The organism is Lelliottia sp. WB101, assembly GCF_003051885.1.
GTDB lineage: Bacteria > Pseudomonadota > Gammaproteobacteria > Enterobacterales > Enterobacteriaceae > Enterobacter > Enterobacter nimipressuralis.
In genome coordinates this window covers 1978078-1995169 of sequence record NZ_CP028520.1, presented here as the reverse complement: position 1 = coordinate 1995169, position 17092 = coordinate 1978078, and the positions used below count along the sequence as shown (strand labels likewise).

18 protein-coding genes and 2 pseudogenes are annotated in these 17092 nt (G+C 55.2%); 5 read left to right on the top strand and 15 right to left on the bottom strand.

The window, feature by feature from the left end; genetic code table 11:
- Positions 1-12: 12 nt before the first annotated feature.
- The gene (locus DAI21_RS09535; protein WP_107702943.1) at positions 13-900 is read right to left on the bottom strand and encodes a LysR family transcriptional regulator; all 888 of its coding nucleotides are present in this window, start codon (positions 898-900) and stop codon (positions 13-15) included.
- A 109-nt stretch (positions 901-1009) separates the two neighbouring features.
- Between DAI21_RS09535 and DAI21_RS09530 the strand changes: the two genes are divergently transcribed.
- Positions 1010-2218: an MFS transporter gene (locus tag DAI21_RS09530; RefSeq protein WP_107702942.1), complete on the top strand. Its 1209-nt coding sequence runs from the start codon at positions 1010-1012 to the stop codon at positions 2216-2218.
- Positions 2215-2592, top strand: coding sequence for a DUF4440 domain-containing protein (locus tag DAI21_RS09525; protein ID WP_107702941.1), 378 nt, complete (start codon positions 2215-2217; stop codon positions 2590-2592). Before DAI21_RS09530 ends, DAI21_RS09525 begins: the two co-directional genes overlap by 4 nt.
- 49 nt (positions 2593-2641) lie before the next feature.
- Here DAI21_RS09525 and rpoS read toward each other — a convergent pair whose 3' ends face one another.
- The 13 genes from rpoS to cysG form a co-directional block, all read right to left on the bottom strand.
- A complete protein-coding gene (rpoS, locus tag DAI21_RS09520; RefSeq protein ID WP_095283101.1) occupies positions 2642-3634 on the bottom strand; it encodes an RNA polymerase sigma factor RpoS in 993 nt (330 codons plus the stop codon).
- Positions 3635-3694: 60 nt separating this feature from the next.
- The gene (gene nlpD / locus DAI21_RS09515; RefSeq protein WP_100779140.1) at positions 3695-4819 is read right to left on the bottom strand and encodes a murein hydrolase activator NlpD; all 1125 of its coding nucleotides are present in this window, start codon (positions 4817-4819) and stop codon (positions 3695-3697) included.
- A 116-nt stretch (positions 4820-4935) separates the two neighbouring features.
- On the bottom strand, positions 4936-5562 hold the full coding sequence (locus tag DAI21_RS09510) for a protein-L-isoaspartate(D-aspartate) O-methyltransferase (protein WP_100779139.1): 627 nt from the start codon (positions 5560-5562) through the stop codon (positions 4936-4938).
- On the bottom strand, positions 5556-6317 hold the full coding sequence (surE, locus tag DAI21_RS09505) for a 5'/3'-nucleotidase SurE (RefSeq protein WP_100779138.1): 762 nt from the start codon (positions 6315-6317) through the stop codon (positions 5556-5558). The genes DAI21_RS09510 and surE overlap by 7 nt, the downstream gene beginning before the upstream one ends.
- A complete protein-coding gene (gene truD / locus DAI21_RS09500; RefSeq protein ID WP_107702940.1) occupies positions 6298-7347 on the bottom strand; it encodes a tRNA pseudouridine(13) synthase TruD in 1050 nt (349 codons plus the stop codon). The genes surE and truD overlap by 20 nt, the downstream gene beginning before the upstream one ends.
- Entirely contained in the window at positions 7344-7823 is a 480-nt protein-coding gene (gene ispF, locus DAI21_RS09495) for a 2-C-methyl-D-erythritol 2,4-cyclodiphosphate synthase (RefSeq protein ID WP_017457714.1), read from the bottom strand. Before ispF ends, truD begins: the two co-directional genes overlap by 4 nt.
- Positions 7823-8533 carry a 2-C-methyl-D-erythritol 4-phosphate cytidylyltransferase gene (ispD, locus tag DAI21_RS09490; RefSeq protein WP_107702939.1) on the bottom strand — a complete coding sequence of 237 codons (711 nt, stop codon included), beginning with the start codon at positions 8531-8533 and terminating at the stop codon, positions 7823-7825. Before ispD ends, ispF begins: the two co-directional genes overlap by 1 nt.
- A gap of 19 nt (positions 8534-8552) precedes the next feature.
- Positions 8553-8864: a cell division protein FtsB gene (ftsB, locus tag DAI21_RS09485; RefSeq protein ID WP_100779135.1), complete on the bottom strand. Its 312-nt coding sequence runs from the start codon at positions 8862-8864 to the stop codon at positions 8553-8555.
- Positions 8865-8942: 78 nt separating this feature from the next.
- A complete protein-coding gene (locus DAI21_RS09480) occupies positions 8943-9266 on the bottom strand; it encodes a DUF3561 family protein (protein ID WP_100779134.1) in 324 nt (107 codons plus the stop codon).
- 59 nt (positions 9267-9325) lie between these two features.
- The gene (gene cysC / locus DAI21_RS09475) at positions 9326-9931 is read right to left on the bottom strand and encodes an adenylyl-sulfate kinase (protein WP_107702938.1); all 606 of its coding nucleotides are present in this window, start codon (positions 9929-9931) and stop codon (positions 9326-9328) included.
- A complete protein-coding gene (gene cysN, locus DAI21_RS09470) occupies positions 9931-11358 on the bottom strand; it encodes a sulfate adenylyltransferase subunit CysN (protein WP_100779132.1) in 1428 nt (475 codons plus the stop codon). Before cysN ends, cysC begins: the two co-directional genes overlap by 1 nt.
- A gap of 9 nt (positions 11359-11367) precedes the next feature.
- Complete coding sequence (cysD, locus tag DAI21_RS09465) at positions 11368-12276, bottom strand: sulfate adenylyltransferase subunit CysD (protein ID WP_095283121.1); 909 nt, start codon at positions 12274-12276, stop codon at positions 11368-11370.
- Between the two features lie 9 nt (positions 12277-12285).
- Complete coding sequence (gene cysG / locus DAI21_RS09460) at positions 12286-13644, bottom strand: siroheme synthase CysG (protein WP_107702937.1); 1359 nt, start codon at positions 13642-13644, stop codon at positions 12286-12288.
- A gap of 240 nt (positions 13645-13884) precedes the next feature.
- Here cysG and DAI21_RS09455 point away from each other — a divergent pair.
- The 3 genes and pseudogenes from DAI21_RS09455 to DAI21_RS09445 form a co-directional block, all read left to right on the top strand.
- Positions 13885-14927: pseudogene (locus tag DAI21_RS09455) on the top strand (aminopeptidase).
- A gap of 828 nt (positions 14928-15755) precedes the next feature.
- Positions 15756-15968, top strand: a complete 213-nt coding sequence (gene cspG, locus DAI21_RS09450) for a cold shock protein CspG (protein ID WP_100779129.1) — start codon at positions 15756-15758, stop codon at positions 15966-15968.
- A 119-nt stretch (positions 15969-16087) separates the two neighbouring features.
- A pseudogene (locus DAI21_RS09445) lies at positions 16088-16204 on the top strand (AraC family transcriptional regulator); the annotation flags it as partial.
- A gap of 132 nt (positions 16205-16336) precedes the next feature.
- On the opposite strand, the gene cysH reads toward DAI21_RS09445, so the two are convergent.
- Complete coding sequence (gene cysH / locus DAI21_RS09440) at positions 16337-17071, bottom strand: phosphoadenosine phosphosulfate reductase (RefSeq protein WP_100779128.1); 735 nt, start codon at positions 17069-17071, stop codon at positions 16337-16339.
- Positions 17072-17092: the final 21 nt, after the last annotated feature.

Below are 17092 nucleotides of genomic sequence, written 5' to 3'. Positions count from 1 at the left end.
TCTCAGGCAGCATTAACCGGCTCGGGTGCGCAGATAGTCGATAAACACGCGCACCTTAGCCGAGACATGCTGCGCATCGGGATAGACCGCATAAATGCCCTGCTGCGCAAAGGTGTAGTCGGGTAAGACGTGTATCAGCCGCCCCTTTTCCAGTGCGCTTTTTACCAGCCATTCTGGCAGCAATGCCACGCCCGCTCCCGCGAGCGCAAAGGCCATCAGCGCCTGGGCGCTGTCGGCAAACAATCGCGCAGGGCGCGTGATCTCTAACAGCGCTTTTTTCCCACAGGCATCCGTCACCTGCCAGCGTAATGGCGCAGGAAGGCGGTCATGAATCAACCACTCGGCCTGCGCCAGTGCGTCCAGCGAATCAACCGGGTGTGCAGAGAGCCATTCAGGGGCAGCCACGGGCAAAATCGCGAAACGGGAAATCTGCGCGGCGTGATAGCGAGAGTCGGCCAGCGTCCCCAGTCTAATGGCGACGTCAAAACGTTCTGCAATCAAATCGGCATGATGCGACGACGCAACGTGGCGTATCCGTAAATCCGGATGAAGCCGACTGAACTCCGCCAGAACCGGGATAATCACCTGCGCGCCATACTCCGGCGTGGAGGTGATTCGCAGCTCACCGCTCAGCCCTACGTGGCTGGCCCTGACTTCATCCTGCAAATTCTCCGCCGCTTTTAACAGCTCGACACCGCGCTGATAAAAGAGCGCGCCCGCTTCCGTGAGGGTGATTCTACGCGTAGAGCGCAGGAGTAACGTTACACCCAGCTCATTCTCCAGCTGGCGAATATTAAAACTGACAACGGCTTTGGTTTGCCCAAGCGTAGTGGCCGCCGCGGTAAAACTGCCGGTATCCACCACCGCCACGAAAATCGTCATTCGTTGTAGATTGAGCATTGCTGAGTGCCATTACTGTCAAAATTATTTTGACAGTATATCGCCAGCGATGCCGTTTATCCCACGCTTTCTGGCAGATACATTACCGCTCCTTAACAGAGGGTAAATCATGACGTATCGCCATAAAGTCGCCATCGTGTTTCTGCTGGGCTTTTTTCTCGACCTCATCAATATGTTTATCGCCAGCGTCGCCTTCCCGGCGATGGCGGTGGAGCTAAACGCATCCGCCCCTGCGCTGGCATGGGTCAGTAATGGCTACATTGCAGGCATGACGCTGGTCATCCCTTTTAGCGCCCTTATCACCCGCAGGATTGGTGCAAAGCGCCTTTTTATTCTCTCCCTGACCCTGTTCTGTGCTGCGGCGTCCGCCGCCGGGCTGGCGGAGTCACTGAGCCATCTTATCTTCTGGCGGGTGATTCAGGGAGCGGGCGGTGGTCTGCTGATCCCGGTTGGGCAGGCCCTGGCGTGGCAACAGTTTAAACCCCACGAGCGGGCCGGATTATCGACAGCGGTGATGCTGGTCGCTCTGCTCGCTCCCGCGAGTGCGCCGGCGCTGGGTGGAGTGCTTATTCAGTTCTTTAGCTGGCGATGGATCTTTTTTGCACCGCTGCCGCTTGCGGTCGTCACGCTGCTGCTGGCCTGCCTGTGGCTCAAAAACGACACCACGCCATCAGGGCCTGCTCGTTTACTGCATTTGCCGCTGCTGTCCGACCCGCTGCTACGCTTCGCGATGCTGATCTATTTATGCGTTCCGGGGATTTTCATTGGCGTGAACGTGGTCGGCCTGTTTTATCTGCAGAGTGTGGTGAAGATGACCCCGGCGGCAACGGGTGCGCTGATGCTCCCCTGGTCGCTCGCCTCGTTTATCGCCATTTCCGCTACCGGCAAATATTTCAACCGTCTTGGCCCACGCCCGTTGATAATCACCGGCTGTCTGCTGCAGGCGGCGGGAATCGCGGGTTTAGCAGTAGTATCAGCGACAACCCCTGAATACATCATCATCGCCCTCTTCGTACTGATGGGAGCTGGTGGCAGTCTGTGCAGCAGCACCGCTCAAAGCACCGCTTTTCTCAACGTGGCCTTTGACGAAATGCCGGACGCCAGCGCGCTGTGGAATATCAATCGCCAGCTGAGTTTCCTTCTGGGGGCTACGCTGCTGGCCGTGATGTTGAGCACTCTGCAACAGATTTTCACCCCCCTTCAGGCCTGGCACGGGACATTCATTCTTGCAGGCCTCATCACGCTTGTACCGCTGTTTAGCGCGATCCGACTGAACAACCAGCAGGTACTTATCCACCTTCATAAGGAACCATCATGAATCTGTTTAAAGATGAAATCATCGACGCGCACATTGCCATTGAAAACTGGCTCGGCAAAGGCGAAGGCGATCACGACGCGCTAATGGCGCATTTCTGCGAGGGATTTACCATGGTGACACCGACCGGGGCATGCCTGGATTATCCTGCCCTGAGCGCGTTCTTTCTGGCACAGCGCGGCAGCCGTCCGGGGCTTTCCATTTTAGTCGACAATGTGGACGTGCTGGAGGCGTGGCCGAATGGCGCAGTGCTACGTTATCGCGAAGTGCAGCATCAGCCTTCAACGCCAACGACCCCGAGATGGTCAACCGTGGTATTACGTCAACAAGGGGATAGCGTGCTCTGGCGCCATCTTCACGAAACAGTCGAACGTTAGAAAAGAAAAAGGCCCGTCTCTCGACGGGCCTTTTTTGATGAAAAGGTGCTTATTCGCGGAACAGCGCTTCGATATTCAGCCCTTGTCCCTGCAGGATTTCACGCAGGCGACGCAAACCTTCTACCTGAATCTGACGAACACGTTCACGAGTCAGGCCAATCTCACGGCCAACATCTTCCAGTGTCGCAGCTTCATACCCCAGCAGACCGAAACGACGTGCCAGCACTTCACGCTGTTTGGCGTTCAGTTCGAACAGCCATTTGACGATGCTCTGTTTCATATCATCGTCTTGCGTGGTGTCTTCCGGGCCGTTGTCTTTTTCATCGGCCAGGATGTCCAGCAGCGCTTTTTCGGAATCGCCACCCAGCGGGGTGTCGACGGAGGTAATGCGCTCGTTAAGACGCAGCATACGGCTTACGTCATCAACCGGTTTATCGAGCTGCTCGGCAATCTCTTCCGCACTTGGCTCGTGATCCAGTTTATGGGACAACTCACGTGCAGTACGCAGATAGACGTTCAACTCTTTGACGATGTGAATCGGCAGGCGGATCGTACGGGTTTGGTTCATAATCGCCCGTTCGATAGTCTGACGAATCCACCAGGTCGCGTACGTAGAGAAACGGAACCCACGTTCTGGGTCAAACTTCTCAACGGCGCGGATCAGGCCCAGGTTGCCCTCTTCAATCAGATCCAGCAGTGCCAGACCACGATTGCTGTAACGACGAGCAATTTTCACCACCAGACGCAGGTTACTTTCGATCATGCGGCGGCGTGAGGCTACATCTCCACGCAATGCGCGACGCGCGAAATAGACTTCTTCTTCGGCCGTTAACAGTGGGGAATAACCAATCTCCCCAAGGTAAAGCTGAGTCGCGTCAAGCACACGCTGTGTGGCGCCCTGCGATAACAGCTCTTCTTCAGCTAAATCGTTATCACTGGGTTCCTCTTCAACCAAGGCTTTCTCATCAAAAGACTCGGCTCCGTTCTCATCAAATTCCGCATCTTCATTTAAATCATGAACTTTCAGCGTATTCTGACTCATAAGGTGGCTCCTACCCGTGATCCCTGAACGAGACACCCTGAAGTGGTATGTCCCGTCAAATTATCGCTGCGGTAAATATTGCAGCGGGTTTACGGATTTCCCCTTGTAACGAATTTCAAAATGCAAGCGTGTAGAACTGGTGCCGGTGCTACCCATGGTAGCGATTTTTTGCCCCGCCTTGATTTCTTGTTGTTCCCGGACCAGCATTGTATCGTTATGGGCGTAGGCACTCAGGTAATCATCGTTATGTTTGATGATAATAAGATTACCGTAACCGCGCAGAGCGTTACCGGCATATACAACGCGTCCATCTGCGGTCGCGATGATTGCCTGTCCCTTACTTCCTGCGATATCGATCCCTTTGTTTCCCCCCTCGGAGGAAGAGAAGTTCTCGATAACCTTGCCATCAGTCGGCCAACGCCAGGTTGAAATTGGCGCACTGGCGGTTTGACTGCTGGCAGTCGGTACGGAAGAGCTAACCACAGGTGCCGTAACCGGTGCTGTGACGACAGTCGCAGACGGCTTATTATTCGGCAACATTTTGTTAGCACTCTGTTCACCTGAGTCTTCAGAATACGTAATTGTTGGTTGTGAAGCAACCACCGCGCTGGTATTTTGCGCAGGTTTCACACTATTGTTTTGCGCGGTGACATCCGCGGCTGAAACAGAGTTGCCTGGGGTCAGCGGCGTACCGGTCGCATTACCAACCTGCAGCGTCTGGCCGACTTCCAGGCCATACGGGGCTTGTACGTTATTTCGCTGGGCGAGGTCACGGAAATCGTTCCCGGTGATCCACGCGATATAGAATAGCGTATCGCCACGTTTTACGGTGTAGGTGCTGCCGCCCGTATAACTTCCTTTCGGAATGTTCCCATACTTGCGGTTATAGACTATGCGGCCATTCTCGGTCTGCACAGGTTGTTGCACTGGCTGAATCTGAGTTGGCTGCGTGATCGGCGTTTGAACAGGCTGGATCTGCGGAGTTTGCTGCGGTGCCGCAGTGCCCATTTTAGGCGGAGGCGTAATCAGCATTCCACCGGAAGTATTCCCCGAATTGCTGCTCCCGCCAACTGAGCTCACTGGCGCAGGGGGGTTATTAGAACTCGTGCAACCTGCCAGCCAAAGCGAAACCAATGACAATGCCGCGACACGGCTGATGGTGAATTTCGGGCTTCCCGCGCTCATTTATCCCCCAGGAATGTGTTAACTACCAGTGACTTAAAATTAACCGTGATGGCTCGAACCTTTTGCGCCACACCATACGCTGAATTTTTCCGAATAACCCTGGAAAATTCCGAGTATCAGGCAAGCTCTCCCTTAACAAGAGGCACAAAACGCACGGCTTCAACGGTATCGATAATGAACTCGCCGCCCCGTCGACAAACACGCTTCAGAAGCTGTTGTTCATCGCCCACCGGCAAAACGAGAATACCGCCATCGTCCAGCTGCGCCAGAAGCGCGGCCGGGATCTCAAGCGGTGCTGCCGTCACGATAATGGCATCAAATGGCGCACGGGCCTGCCAGCCCTGCCAGCCATCGCCGTGACGAGTGGAAACGTTATGTAAATCAAGCTGTTTAAGGCGACGACGGGCGTGCCACTGCAAGCCTTTAATTCGCTCGACGGAGCAGACGTGATGGACGAGATGGGCCAGAATCGCCGTCTGATACCCTGAACCAGTGCCGATTTCCAGCACCCGGGATTCCGGCGTCAGCTCCAGCAGCTCCGTCATGCGCGCAACCATATACGGCTGTGAAATCGTCTGCCCTTGCCCGATCGGCAAGGCTACGTTTTCCCACGCTTTGTGTTCAAACGCCTCATCCACAAATTTCTCACGCGGAACCTGTGAGATTGCCTCAAGCACACGCTCGTCGGTGATGCCCTGAGTGCGTAATTGAGTCAGAAGAGCTTGTACACGTTTACTTACCATTGTGTGTTCACCCCGGCACGTTCCAGCCAGCCTGAGACCACATCTTGCGCGTTATAGGCGGTTAAATCTACGTGCAGCGGCGTAACGGACACATAGCCTGCATCCACCGCCGCAAAGTCCGTATCTGGCCCGGCGTCGCACTGCTCGCCAGGAGGACCAATCCAGTAAAGCGTATTTCCGCGCGGATCTTGCTGAGGGATAACCTGATCGGCTGGATGGCGACTGCCACAGCGCGTCACACGAATACCTTTGATCTCGGCAAGAGGCAGATCCGGCACGTTGATATTCAGAATGCGACCGGTGCGCAGCGGCTCACGGCTGAGGGCGCGCAGGATCGAACAGGTGACGGCAGCAGCCGTATCGTAATGGGTGTAACCATTGAGCGAGACCGCCAGCGCCGGGAACCCGAGATGACGCCCCTCCATCGCTGCCGCAACCGTTCCGGAGTAGATCACGTCATCGCCCAGATTTGGGCCAGCGTTGATGCCTGAGACCACCACGTCCGGGCGCGGGCGCATCAGTGCGTTCACGCCGAGGAAAACGCAGTCCGTTGGCGTCCCCATCTGCACCGCGATATCGCCGTTTTCATAGGTAAAAGTGCGAAGGGACGACTCCAGCGTTAATGAGTTGGAGGCACCGCTGCGGTTACGATCGGGAGCAACAACCTGCACCTCGGCAAACTCGCGAAGGTGTTTAGCCAGCGTCTGAATTCCAGGCGCATGGATCCCATCATCGTTACTCAGCAATATTCGCATAGTCACCCGACGTATTGATTAGTTCCCTGACAACACTGGTGGCAAAGCTCCCTGCCGGCAGCCAGAAACGTAACTCTACGGTTACGTCATCCCACCAGTTCCAGCTTAGCTGCTGCGGATAGAGCAGCATCGCGCGGCGTGCCGCTTCAACTTTCTCCCGCACCAGCAATGATTGTAATTCTGTCGCCTCTGCAACCGCCGCCTGCTCCGCGACCAGCGCGTCGCCCTGCGTTCCCCACTCTCCCGAGCCGGGCAGCGCGGCGGTAATCAACAGCGTTTTATTCTCGACGCGTGCCTGCAGATCGGCCATTTCATCGCTTGTGGCGACGAACCAACTGCCGCGTCCCGCTAATTGTAGCGCATCGCCGACAACAACTTGATTCGCGTCCGTTTTTTTCAGTCGTTCGCTCACAATCTGATTAAACAACGCACTGCGGGCTGCAGACAACCAAAAACTGCGTTTATTCCTGTCGCGAACCGGGGCATTGCTCTGCGCCCAGCGCAGCGCGCCCTGCAAATTGCTGCCGCCAATCCCGAAACGCTGGGTACCGAAATAGTTCGGCACGCCCTGCTCGTTAATGGCCGTCAGACGTTTTTCGACGTCATCACGGTCTGTGACTTCACGCAGCACAAGAGTAAACGTATTGCCCTGAAGCGCCCCCAAGCGCAGCTTGCGCTTGTGGCGGGCGTACTCCAGCACTTTACAGCCTTCAAGCTCAAATTTGCTTAAATCAGGCATCGCATTGCCCGGCACGCGCGCGCACAGCCACTGTTCCGTGACCGCATGTTTGTCTTTTTGCCCCGCAAAGCTCACTTCACGGGCATGAATCTTGAGGAATTTTGCCAGCGCATCGGCCACAAAACGGGTGTTGCAGCCGTTTTTCAGAATACGCACCAGAATATGCTCGCCTTCGCCGTCCGGCTCAAAGCCGAGATCTTCCACGACCACGAAATCTTCTGGGCTGGCTTTCAGCAGGCCATTTCCCTGTGGTTTGCCGTGCAGATACGTCAGGTTAGCAAAGTCGATCATTTGGCCGCCTTCACCAGCAGCGCCACAGCCTCACAGGCGATGCCTTCGCCGCGACCGGTAAAGCCGAGCTTCTCGGTGGTGGTCGCTTTGACGTTAACGTCATCCATATGGCAGCCGAGATCTTCAGCGATAAAAACGCGCATCTGCGGAATGTGCGGCAGCATTTTTGGCGCCTGAGCGATGATCGTCACATCGACATTACCGAGGGTATAGCCCTTCGCCTGAATCCGGCGCCAGGCTTCACGCAGCAGCTCGCGGCTGTCCGCGCCTTTAAACGCCGGATCGGTGTCCGGGAACAGTTTACCGATATCGCCCAGCGCCGCCGCACCGAGCAGAGCATCGGTTAAGGCATGCAGCGCAACATCGCCATCAGAGTGCGCGAGCAAGCCTTTCTCGAAGGGAATGCGTACGCCGCCAATGATAATCGGGCCAACGCCGCCAAAGGCGTGTACGTCAAAACCGTGTCCAATTCGCATTATGCCTTCTCCTGAGGGATCGTACGGGTAAGATAAAATTCCGCGAGCTGTAAGTCTTCCGGGCGCGTCACTTTTATATTATCAGCGCGCCCCTCAATCAGCTCAGGGTGAAAACCGCAATACTCCAGCGCCGAGGCTTCGTCGGTGATGGTGGCGCCTTCATTGAGGGCGCGGGTTAAACAGCTTTTGAGCAGTTCGCGGGGGAAAAACTGGGGGGTCAGCGCGTGCCATAAATCGACGCGCTCAACGGTATGAGCGATAGCTTGCACGCCCGGCTCTGCGCGCTTCATGGTGTCGCGCACGGGCGAGGCCAGAATGCCACCCGTGGCGCTGGTTTCGCTGAGCTTAAGCAGACGGGCCAGATCGTCCTGATGCAGGCAGGGGCGTGCAGCGTCGTGCACCAGCACCCACTCGGCATCACCCGCCGCGCGAAGGCCTGCAAGAACGGAGTCGGCGCGCTCTGTGCCACCATCAACGACGGTAATCTGTGGGTGATTTGCCAGCGGTAGATCGGCAAAACGGGCATCGCCCGGACTGATGGCGATCACGACGCGCGTCACCCGTGGATGCGCCAGCAGCGCCGCGACGGAGTGTTCAAGGATCGTTTTATCGCCAATGGAAAGGTACTGCTTAGGACACTCTGTTTGCATGCGCCGACCGAAACCTGCTGCCGGTACCACAGCGCATACATCCGAAAAAGTCACTGCCATGTCGTAATCCTGGGCCTGATTATCGATTGTTTTGTGCTGAGCCCTGACTGCGTTTAGACGCATCCGGCACCAGACGATAAAAAGTCTCGCCCGGCTTAGTCATACTGAGTTCGTTGCGTGCGCGTTCCTCAATCGCTTCTTGCCCGCCATTGAGGTCGTCAATTTCGGCAAAGAGTTGATCGTTTCGCGCTTTGAGTTTTGCGTTTGTTGCCTGCTGTGCCGTGACGTCATCATTGACGCGACTGTAGTCGTGAAGACCGTTCTTACCGAACCACAGCGAATACTGTAGCCAGACCAGCAAAGCCAGCAACAGCAGTGTTAATTTACCCATCCAGCCCCCTGAAAAACGGCATCATCATCCCATAACTTTCCGTTCGACTCTACTCTGGGGTTTTAATTATGTCGCAAGTTAGCCCATCAGCCATAAAAACAGCAGGCCGAAAATGATGACCACGGTGGCAATGGTGATAATGGTGCTGTAGAACAGGCGGCCATTCAGCAGCGAGTGCAGCGCAATGCCAACCACAACCGCGACGGGCATCAGCGCGAGAAAGAAAGGCCAGGTGTAGAGGAAGAAAAACAGCGTATTGCGGCCATAGATCAGAAACGGGATGCCGAGCGCCAGCAACCACGAGACGAAGCCGACCACGGCCCCAGGAAGTGACCAGGTCGTGTCGTCATCAGTCGATACGGTGTCCGACGTGGTGATAATGTAATTCTCACTGTTACGCATAGCAGATCCTGTGACCATGACACATCTTACGGGCAGCGAGCTATCCGTTCGATACCGTCTCAGGATCTGATAATATCGCCCTGTCTGAGCAGGTCTAATAATTGGCCTACTAAATTTGTTACCAATTGTTGACCTTCCAGGTGAATCTCTGGTGATTCAGGGGCTTCGTAAACCGAGTCAATGCCGGTGAAATTACGCAGCTCACCCGCACGGGCCTTTTTATAAAGCCCTTTCGGATCGCGCGCTTCGCACACCTCAAGCGGCGTATCGACAAACACTTCGATAAACCGCTCGTGACCCACGCGCTCGCGCACCATCTGTCGCTCGGCGCGATGTGGCGAGATAAAGGCGGTTAATACGACCAGCCCTGCATCAGCCATCAGGCTCGCCACTTCCCCTACGCGGCGAATGTTCTCTTTACGATCGTCATCGCTAAATCCCAAATCGCTGCACAGGCCGTGGCGCACGTTGTCGCCATCGAGCAGATAGGTACTGACCCCCTGCTGATGCAGCGCCTCTTCCAGCGCCCCGGCCACGGTGGATTTACCGGAACCAGACAGCCCGGTAAACCACAGCACAACCCCACGATGACCGTGGAGTTGTTCGCGCGCGGCAACGGTTACCGGATGAGGATGCCAGACGACGTTCTCATCGTGCTGCGCCATTATTTTCCTCCCAGCAAATCGCGTGCGCCCCAGTGCGGGAAGTGTTTGCGGACCAGCGCGTTCAGCTCCAGCTCAAAGGCGCTAAATTCAGAAGGCGCTGCGGTTGCCTGCTCGTGCGGCTCGCGCACCATCCCGGCACCCACGGTGACGTTAGTCAGTCTGTCGATAAAGATCAGGCCGCCCGTCACTGGGTTTTGCTGATATTTGTCGAGCACCAGCGGCTCATCAAAAGTGAGATCCACCAGACCAATACCGTTCAGCGGCAATTCTGAAACCTGGTGCTGCGCCAGATTGTTGATGTCCACCTGGTAATGAATGCTATCGACGCGCGCACGGGTTTTCTTGCCCGCGATTTTGATGTCATAGCTTTGGCCCGCTGTCAGCGGTTGCTCCGCCATCCACACCACGTCCAGGGACGCGCTTTGCACGGCCGGCACGCTCTCCTGCGCATCCAGCAGCAAATCACCGCGGCTAATATCAATCTCGTCCTTCAGTACCAGAGTCACCGCTTCGCCCGCGCCCGCTTCCGGCAAATCGCCGTCGAAGGTGACGATACGGGCAATGGTCGATTCCACACCGGACGGCAGCGCTTTCACGCGCTGGCCAACCTTCACCACGCCGGAAGCAATCGTCCCGGAGAAGCCACGGAAATCGAGGTTTGGACGGTTGACATATTGCACCGGGAAGCGCATCGGCTGGCTTTCCACGGGGCGTTGAATTTCGACGGTTTCCAGCACTTCCAGCAGCGTCGGGCCGCTGTACCACGGCATGTTCACGCTCTGGGAGGCCACGTTATCGCCCTCCAGCGCGGAGAGCGGCACAAAGCGAATATCCAGATTGCCCGGCAGCTGCGCGGCGAAAGTCAGATAGCTCTGGCGGATCTCCTCGAATTTTTCTTCGCTGAAATTCACCAAATCCATTTTGTTGACTGCCACCACCAGGTGTTTGATGCCGAGCAGCGTGGAGATAAAGCTGTGGCGACGGGTCTGATCGAGCACGCCTTTGCGCGCGTCCATCAGCAGGATTGCCAGCTCACAGGTCGAGGCGCCCGTGGCCATGTTACGGGTGTACTGCTCATGCCCTGGGGTGTCGGCAATGATGAATTTGCGCTTTTCGGTAGAGAAATAGCGGTACGCCACGTCGATGGTAATCCCCTGCTCGCGTTCAGCCTGCAGGCCATCCACCAGCAGCGCCAGATCGAGTTTTTCGCCCTGGGTGCCGTGACGTTTGCTGTCATTGTGCAGGGAGGAGAGCTGGTCTTCGTAAATCTGTCGCGTGTCATGCAGCAGTCGTCCAATCAGGGTGCTTTTCCCGTCATCGACGCTGCCGCAGGTCAGAAAGCGCAGCAGGCTTTTGTGCTGCTGGGCGTGCAGGTAAGCTTCCACGCCGCCTTCATCAGCAATTTGTTGTGCAATAGTGGTGTTCATGGCGGCTCCTTAGAAATAACCCTGACGTTTCTTCAGCTCCATTGAGCCTGCCTGGTCGCGGTCGATCATGCGCCCCTGTCGCTCACTGGTGGTGGAGACCAGCATCTCTTCGATAATCTCCGGCAGCGTCTGCGCGTTTGATTCCACTGCACCTGTCAACGGCCAGCAGCCCAGCGTACGGAAGCGGACCATCTGTTTTTTGATCACTTCGCCCGGCTGCAAATCGATACGATCGTCGTCGATCATCATCAGCATTCCGTCGCGTTCCAGCACCGGACGCTCTGCCGCCAGATACAGCGGAACGATTTCGATATTTTCCAGATAGATATACTGCCAGATATCCAGCTCGGTCCAGTTGGAGAGCGGGAAGACGCGGATGCTTTCGCCTTTATTAATCTGGCCGTTGTAGTTGTGCCACAGCTCCGGGCGCTGGTTTTTCGGGTCCCAGCGGTGGAAGCGGTCGCGGAAAGAATAGATTCGCTCTTTGGCGCGGGATTTCTCTTCGTCACGGCGCGCGCCGCCGAAGGCCGCATCAAAACCGTATTTGTTCAGAGCCTGCTTCAGCCCTTCGGTTTTCATGATATCCGTGTGTTTCGCGCTGCCGTGGACGAACGGATTGATGCCCATCGCCACCCCTTCCGGGTTTTTGTGCACCAGCAGCTCGCAGCCGTAGGCTTTGGCGGTACGGTCGCGGAACTCGTACATTTCGCGGAATTTCCAGCCAGTATCCACGTGAAGCAGCGGGAACGGCAAAGTGCCCGGATAAAACGCTTTACGCGCCAGATGCAGCATGACGCTGGAATCTTTCCCGATCGAGTACATCATCACCGGGTTCGAAAATTCGGCAGCCACCTCGCGGATAATATGGATGCTTTCCGCTTCAAGTTGCCGCAGGTGGGTAAGTCGTTTTTGGTCCATAACCATTCCTTAAGCCAGATTCACCACAGAAGAGTTGAATCCCTCCTGCTGTTGGTTGTGTTGAAACCAGGCGAGCGTCTGATGCAGCTCCACCACCTCTCCCACCACAATCAGGGCGGGCATGGGGGCATTTTTCGCCAGGTTTGCAAGTTGTTGTAAGGTTCCGGTCGCGACGTGCTGGTCGACGCGTGTCCCGCGTGAAATCACCGCCACCGGCGTCGCTTTATCGCGCCCATGACGAATCAACTGTTCGCTGATGTCAGCGGCTTTCAGAGTGCCCATGTAGATCGCCAGCGTCTGACGGCTTTGCGCCAGCTGGGCCCAGTCAAACGGCGCGCTGTCTGCTTTGTAGTGTCCGGTAACGAACGTGACGCTCTGGGCATAATCGCGGTGAGTGAGCGGGATACCGGCGTAGGCGGTGACCGCCGATGCCGCCGTGATACCCGGGACCACCTGAAACGACACGCCCGCCTGCGCGGCTGCCTGCAACTCTTCGCCGCCGCGCCCGAAAATAAACGGGTCGCCGCCTTTGAGGCGTACCACGGATTTCCCGGCTTTCGCGGCATCAATCAGCATCTGATTGGTCTCATGCTGCGCCACTGAGTGTTCGCCCGCGCGTTTGCCGACGCAGATTTGCTCGGCATCGCGACGGATAAGCTCACGCACCTCGTCGCTTACCAGATGATCGTAAAAGACCACGTCGGCCTGCTGAATAACCTGCAGACCGCGCAGCGTCAGCAGCCCGGCGTCACCCGGCCCGGCACCGACTAAAATAATTTCGCCCTGCTGCTGATGTGAAGCGTGAAGGGAGTCCTCCAGTTCGCGTTTGGCAGCCTGTTCGTTTCCCGCCGCCATCAGGCTGGCAAAACGCCCGCGAAAGGCTTTATCCCAAAAACGACGGCGATCGGCGGTAGTGGTACGGTACGCTTTCAGTCGTTCACGAAAGCCACCCGCCACTTCAGCCATACGCCCGAGGCTTACAGGTAATAACGCTTCCAGTTTTTCACGCAGCATGCGCGCCAGCACGGGCGCGTTGCCGCCGGATGAGATTGCAATCAGCAGCGGGGAACGGTCGACAATCGACGGGAAGATAAATGAGCACAAGGGCTGATCGTCCACCACGTTCACCAGCCGATGACGGGCATTGGCCGCCTCGAACACCCGACTGTTCAGCGCCGGATCGTCCGTCGCCGCGATGGCCAGCACCACCTGATCAAGCTGTGATTCATCGAATTCTGACGCCGTAACACTCTGCACCTGCGCGCCGGCCCGCTGTAAAAAAGCGATTTTGCGATCGGCGATTTCGCCCGTCCCGACAACCAGCACCGGACGGTCTTTCAATAAAGCAAACAGCGGCAGATAGTCCACGATGCGGTAACTCGTCTCAACAACAGGAATAGTGGGACTATAGGGGGCGGCTTAGAGTGAATGAAATTACGAATTGGAATGAGTAGTTACTCAATGGAATAACGAGTTGAGAAAGCTAATATCAAAAAGTGCTTAACCTGCGAAATAACGGGCATTTAAGAGCAAATGAAATTGTGTAAGCGCCGTCACAGTTTCATACTAGGCAGGTTAAAATTTTGTTCGATTTTTTAAGGACTCACTATGTTTTGCGCAATGCGCCACCGTATCGCTGCCCTGGCGATCGGCGTTTGCTGTATCCTCCCGGCTCAGGCAACCACTCAACCTTTGGGTGAAATCGCATCCACTCAGGCGCGCCATATTGCCACGGTATTTCCAGGACGAATGACGGGCACGCCTGCAGAGATGCTGTCGGCAGACTATCTGCGCCAGCAGTTTGCACAGATGGGCTACCAGAACGACATTCGGGCCTTCCACAGCCGCTACATTTTTACGTCGCGCAATAACAGCAAAAACTGGCATAACGTGACCGGCAGTACGGTTATCGCGGCCCACGAAGGCAAATCGGCGCAGCAAATTATTATTATGGCGCATCTCGATACCTTCGCCCCCAGAGCGATGCGGACATTGATAATAATCTCGGCGGCCTGACGCTTCAGGGTATCGACGATAATGCGGCTGGCCTTGGCGTGATGCTGGAGCTGGCCGAACGGATGAAAGATGTTCCGACCCAGTACGGGATTCGCTTTGTCGCCACCAGCGGCGAAGAGGAAGGCAAACTCGGGGCGGAGAACCTGCTCAACCGCATGAGCGCGGCGGAAAAGAAAAATACCCTGCTGGTGATCAATCTCGATAATCTGATCGTCGGCGATAAGCTCTATTTCAACAGCGGCAAAAGCACCCCCAACTCTGTACGCAAACTGACGCGCGACCGCGCGCTGGCCATTGCCCGCAGCCACGGTATTCTGGCGGCAGTCAATCCTGGGCGCAATCCGGCTTACCCCAAAGGCACCGGCTGCTGTAGCGACGGCGAAGTGTTTGATAAAGCGGGCATTCCCGTGCTGTACGTCGAGGCGACGAACTGGAACTTAGGGGACAAAAACGGCTATCAGCAGCGCGCTAAATCGAAAGCCTTCCCGGATGGCACCAGTTGGCACGATGTGAGACTGGATAACCAGCAGCACATTGATAAAGTGCAGCCTCAGCGCATTGAGCACCGCAGCCGTGACGTGGTGAAAGTGATGCTGCCGCTGGTGAAAGAGTTGACGAAAGCGGGTAAAGCGTAAACGGAAAGCGAAAGAATGGGGGCAAGAGGTCATATACTGCCCCCCAAAAAAGCTGGACAGAATAGTCGAGGCATTAAAGAAAGAGTCCATGTGATATACGGGCTCTATTTTGTTTCCTGCCTATCTAAAAAATCAATTCTGCAACCGTATCTTCCATTCCGCTGGTTGCTGACTTTTCTGCTTCAGCAATAACTTTGATGGATTAACACCCTTCATACACTCTCCCGAGGATGTTATGTCTGAAAAGAGTCATTTACCGCTGCTGGACGATCACAAGCCGTTACGATGAAGAGAAATAGTTGCTGGCGCTCGAAGCACGAAAACCGCCCCTACTTAAGCCATAAAACGTGTCGAATGTTTCAGGACGTGAAGCGGACGTTTCCAGTAGATTGGTACAATAAATAATGGGAGGCTTTTTAGTATTAATGCCCAATATTATCTGTAGTGAACGGGTACATTTGAAAGCAGTATAAATAGCAGTATCACTTTATAAGCCCATTAATGTTAAATCAGAAGTCTGTAGTATCTTAAAAGCCCTGTCTGTAATGGTCAGGGCTTTTAAGATGACTGCCCTTTTGAATTGTAAATTTCCCCAACAGATTACTGACAAAAATAATCTTGCTTATCAAGTCATATGAGCCCACTATGCGTCATCGGTTTGGCATACAGACCTTATGAAAGCAGTTTTAGTAAAGCAGTCCTCATTTCAAGCGTGTTCCTTAGATACTCTTCTGCATGAGCCTCCTCCTAAGTGCCCAATAAGTCCTCATCTGCAAGCAGGCCATGTTTGCCACCGCGTGTGGCTTAAGAAAATTTAAGGAAGTAAATATGTCTAATAAAATGACTGGTTTAGTAAAATGGTTTAACTCTGAAAAAGGCTTCGGCTTCATTTCGCCAGAAGACGGTAGCAAAGATGTCTTCGTACATTTTTCTGCTATCCAGAGCAACGATTACAAAACACTAGATGAAGGGCAGAAGGTTGAGTTCTCAATTGAGAATGGTGCCAAAGGTCCTGCAGCTGCCAACGTTATCACGCTGTAATAGCTGATAATGACACGAATACTTACGATAGCGATGACGGCATCAGCCTGAGCAGATAAGTTAACGTGATAAAAAAACCCGCCTTGAGCGGGTTTTTTTATGTTTCAGGCATAAGGGGGGCGGTGGTAAAAGTGGGCTATGAGAGTGCGTCCCAGTTTAGCCGCGAGTACAGCAGGGAGTTTGGTGAGTCGCCGCAACGAGATATCAGACGTCTGCGAGGAGAAATAAGCCAGTAAAATCCCCTCAGCACCTGTTTATAAGGATTCTTACGTCTCCTCTGTACGCAGTCATCCTTTACGGAATGAGTCTCGCAATAAAAAAAGCCCCTGCTCGTGACAAGCAGAGGCATATGACAGCGGACCGGTGAATCAGCCTTCGTGCAACCCGCACTCACGCTTAAGCCCAAAGAATCGCGTCTCTTCTTCCGCCATTCCTGGCTCCCATTTGCGGGTGGTGTGGGTGTCGCCCACCGACAGGTAGCCCTGATCCCACAGGGGATGGTATTTCAGCCCGTGCTGCTGCAGATACTGATAAACGGTGCGGTTATCCCAGTCGATAATCGGCAGGACTTTAAATACGCCGCGCTGGATCCCAAGTACCGGCAGACTGGCCCGGCTACCGGACTGTTCGCGGCGCAGGCCGGCAAACCAGGTTTTCGCATTCAGCTCGCTGAGCGCCCGGTTCATCGGCTCAACTTTGTTGATCTCATTGTATTTCTCAATGCCCTCAACACCCTGCTCCCACAGTTTGCCGTAGCGCGCTTCCTGCCACGCTGCGCTCTGCTCCGCACGATAGACCTTAAGATTCAGCTGGAGCTTATCCGTCAGCTCATCAATAAACTGATAGGTTTCCGGAAACAGATAGCCGGTATCGGTGAGGATCACCGGAATGTCCGGGCGGATCTGATTCACCAGATGCAAACTCACCGCCGCCTGAATGCCAAAGCTCGACGAGAGCACATAGTCGCCCGGCAAATTTTCCAGCGCCCACGCGACGCGGCCCTGCGCATCGCGTTTTTCAAGCATGGCGTTCGTTTCCGCCAGCGCCAGGATACGTTCCACTTTGGGCAGATCGTTAAGGGCGTTTAGATCGAGTCTGGACATAAGTTCCTCACTGTTTGCCTT

Coding starts and splice junctions, on each gene's coding strand:
- cysD (WP_095283121.1), bottom strand. CDS start 12,276: ATGGACCAAAAACGACTTACCCACCTGCGGCAACTTGAAGCGGAAAGC.
- cysC (WP_107702938.1), bottom strand. CDS start 9,931: ATGGCGCAGCACGATGAGAACGTCGTCTGGCATCCTCATCCGGTAACC.
- truD (WP_107702940.1), bottom strand. CDS start 7,347: ATGATCGACTTTGCTAACCTGACGTATCTGCACGGCAAACCACAGGGA.
- DAI21_RS09510 (WP_100779139.1), bottom strand. CDS start 5,562: ATGGTAAGTAAACGTGTACAAGCTCTTCTGACTCAATTACGCACTCAG.
- DAI21_RS09525 (WP_107702941.1), top strand. CDS start 2,215: ATGAATCTGTTTAAAGATGAAATCATCGACGCGCACATTGCCATTGAA.
- DAI21_RS09530 (WP_107702942.1), top strand. CDS start 1,010: ATGACGTATCGCCATAAAGTCGCCATCGTGTTTCTGCTGGGCTTTTTT.
- surE (WP_100779138.1), bottom strand. CDS start 6,317: ATGCGAATATTGCTGAGTAACGATGATGGGATCCATGCGCCTGGAATT.
- DAI21_RS09535 (WP_107702943.1), bottom strand. CDS start 900: ATGCTCAATCTACAACGAATGACGATTTTCGTGGCGGTGGTGGATACC.
- ispF (WP_017457714.1), bottom strand. CDS start 7,823: ATGCGAATTGGACACGGTTTTGACGTACACGCCTTTGGCGGCGTTGGC.
- nlpD (WP_100779140.1), bottom strand. CDS start 4,819: ATGAGCGCGGGAAGCCCGAAATTCACCATCAGCCGTGTCGCGGCATTG.
- rpoS (WP_095283101.1), bottom strand. CDS start 3,634: ATGAGTCAGAATACGCTGAAAGTTCATGATTTAAATGAAGATGCGGAA.
- ispD (WP_107702939.1), bottom strand. CDS start 8,533: ATGGCAGTGACTTTTTCGGATGTATGCGCTGTGGTACCGGCAGCAGGT.
- cysN (WP_100779132.1), bottom strand. CDS start 11,358: ATGAACACCACTATTGCACAACAAATTGCTGATGAAGGCGGCGTGGAA.
- DAI21_RS09480 (WP_100779134.1), bottom strand. CDS start 9,266: ATGCGTAACAGTGAGAATTACATTATCACCACGTCGGACACCGTATCG.
- cspG (WP_100779129.1), top strand. CDS start 15,756: ATGTCTAATAAAATGACTGGTTTAGTAAAATGGTTTAACTCTGAAAAA.
- ftsB (WP_100779135.1), bottom strand. CDS start 8,864: ATGGGTAAATTAACACTGCTGTTGCTGGCTTTGCTGGTCTGGCTACAG.
- cysH (WP_100779128.1), bottom strand. CDS start 17,071: ATGTCCAGACTCGATCTAAACGCCCTTAACGATCTGCCCAAAGTGGAA.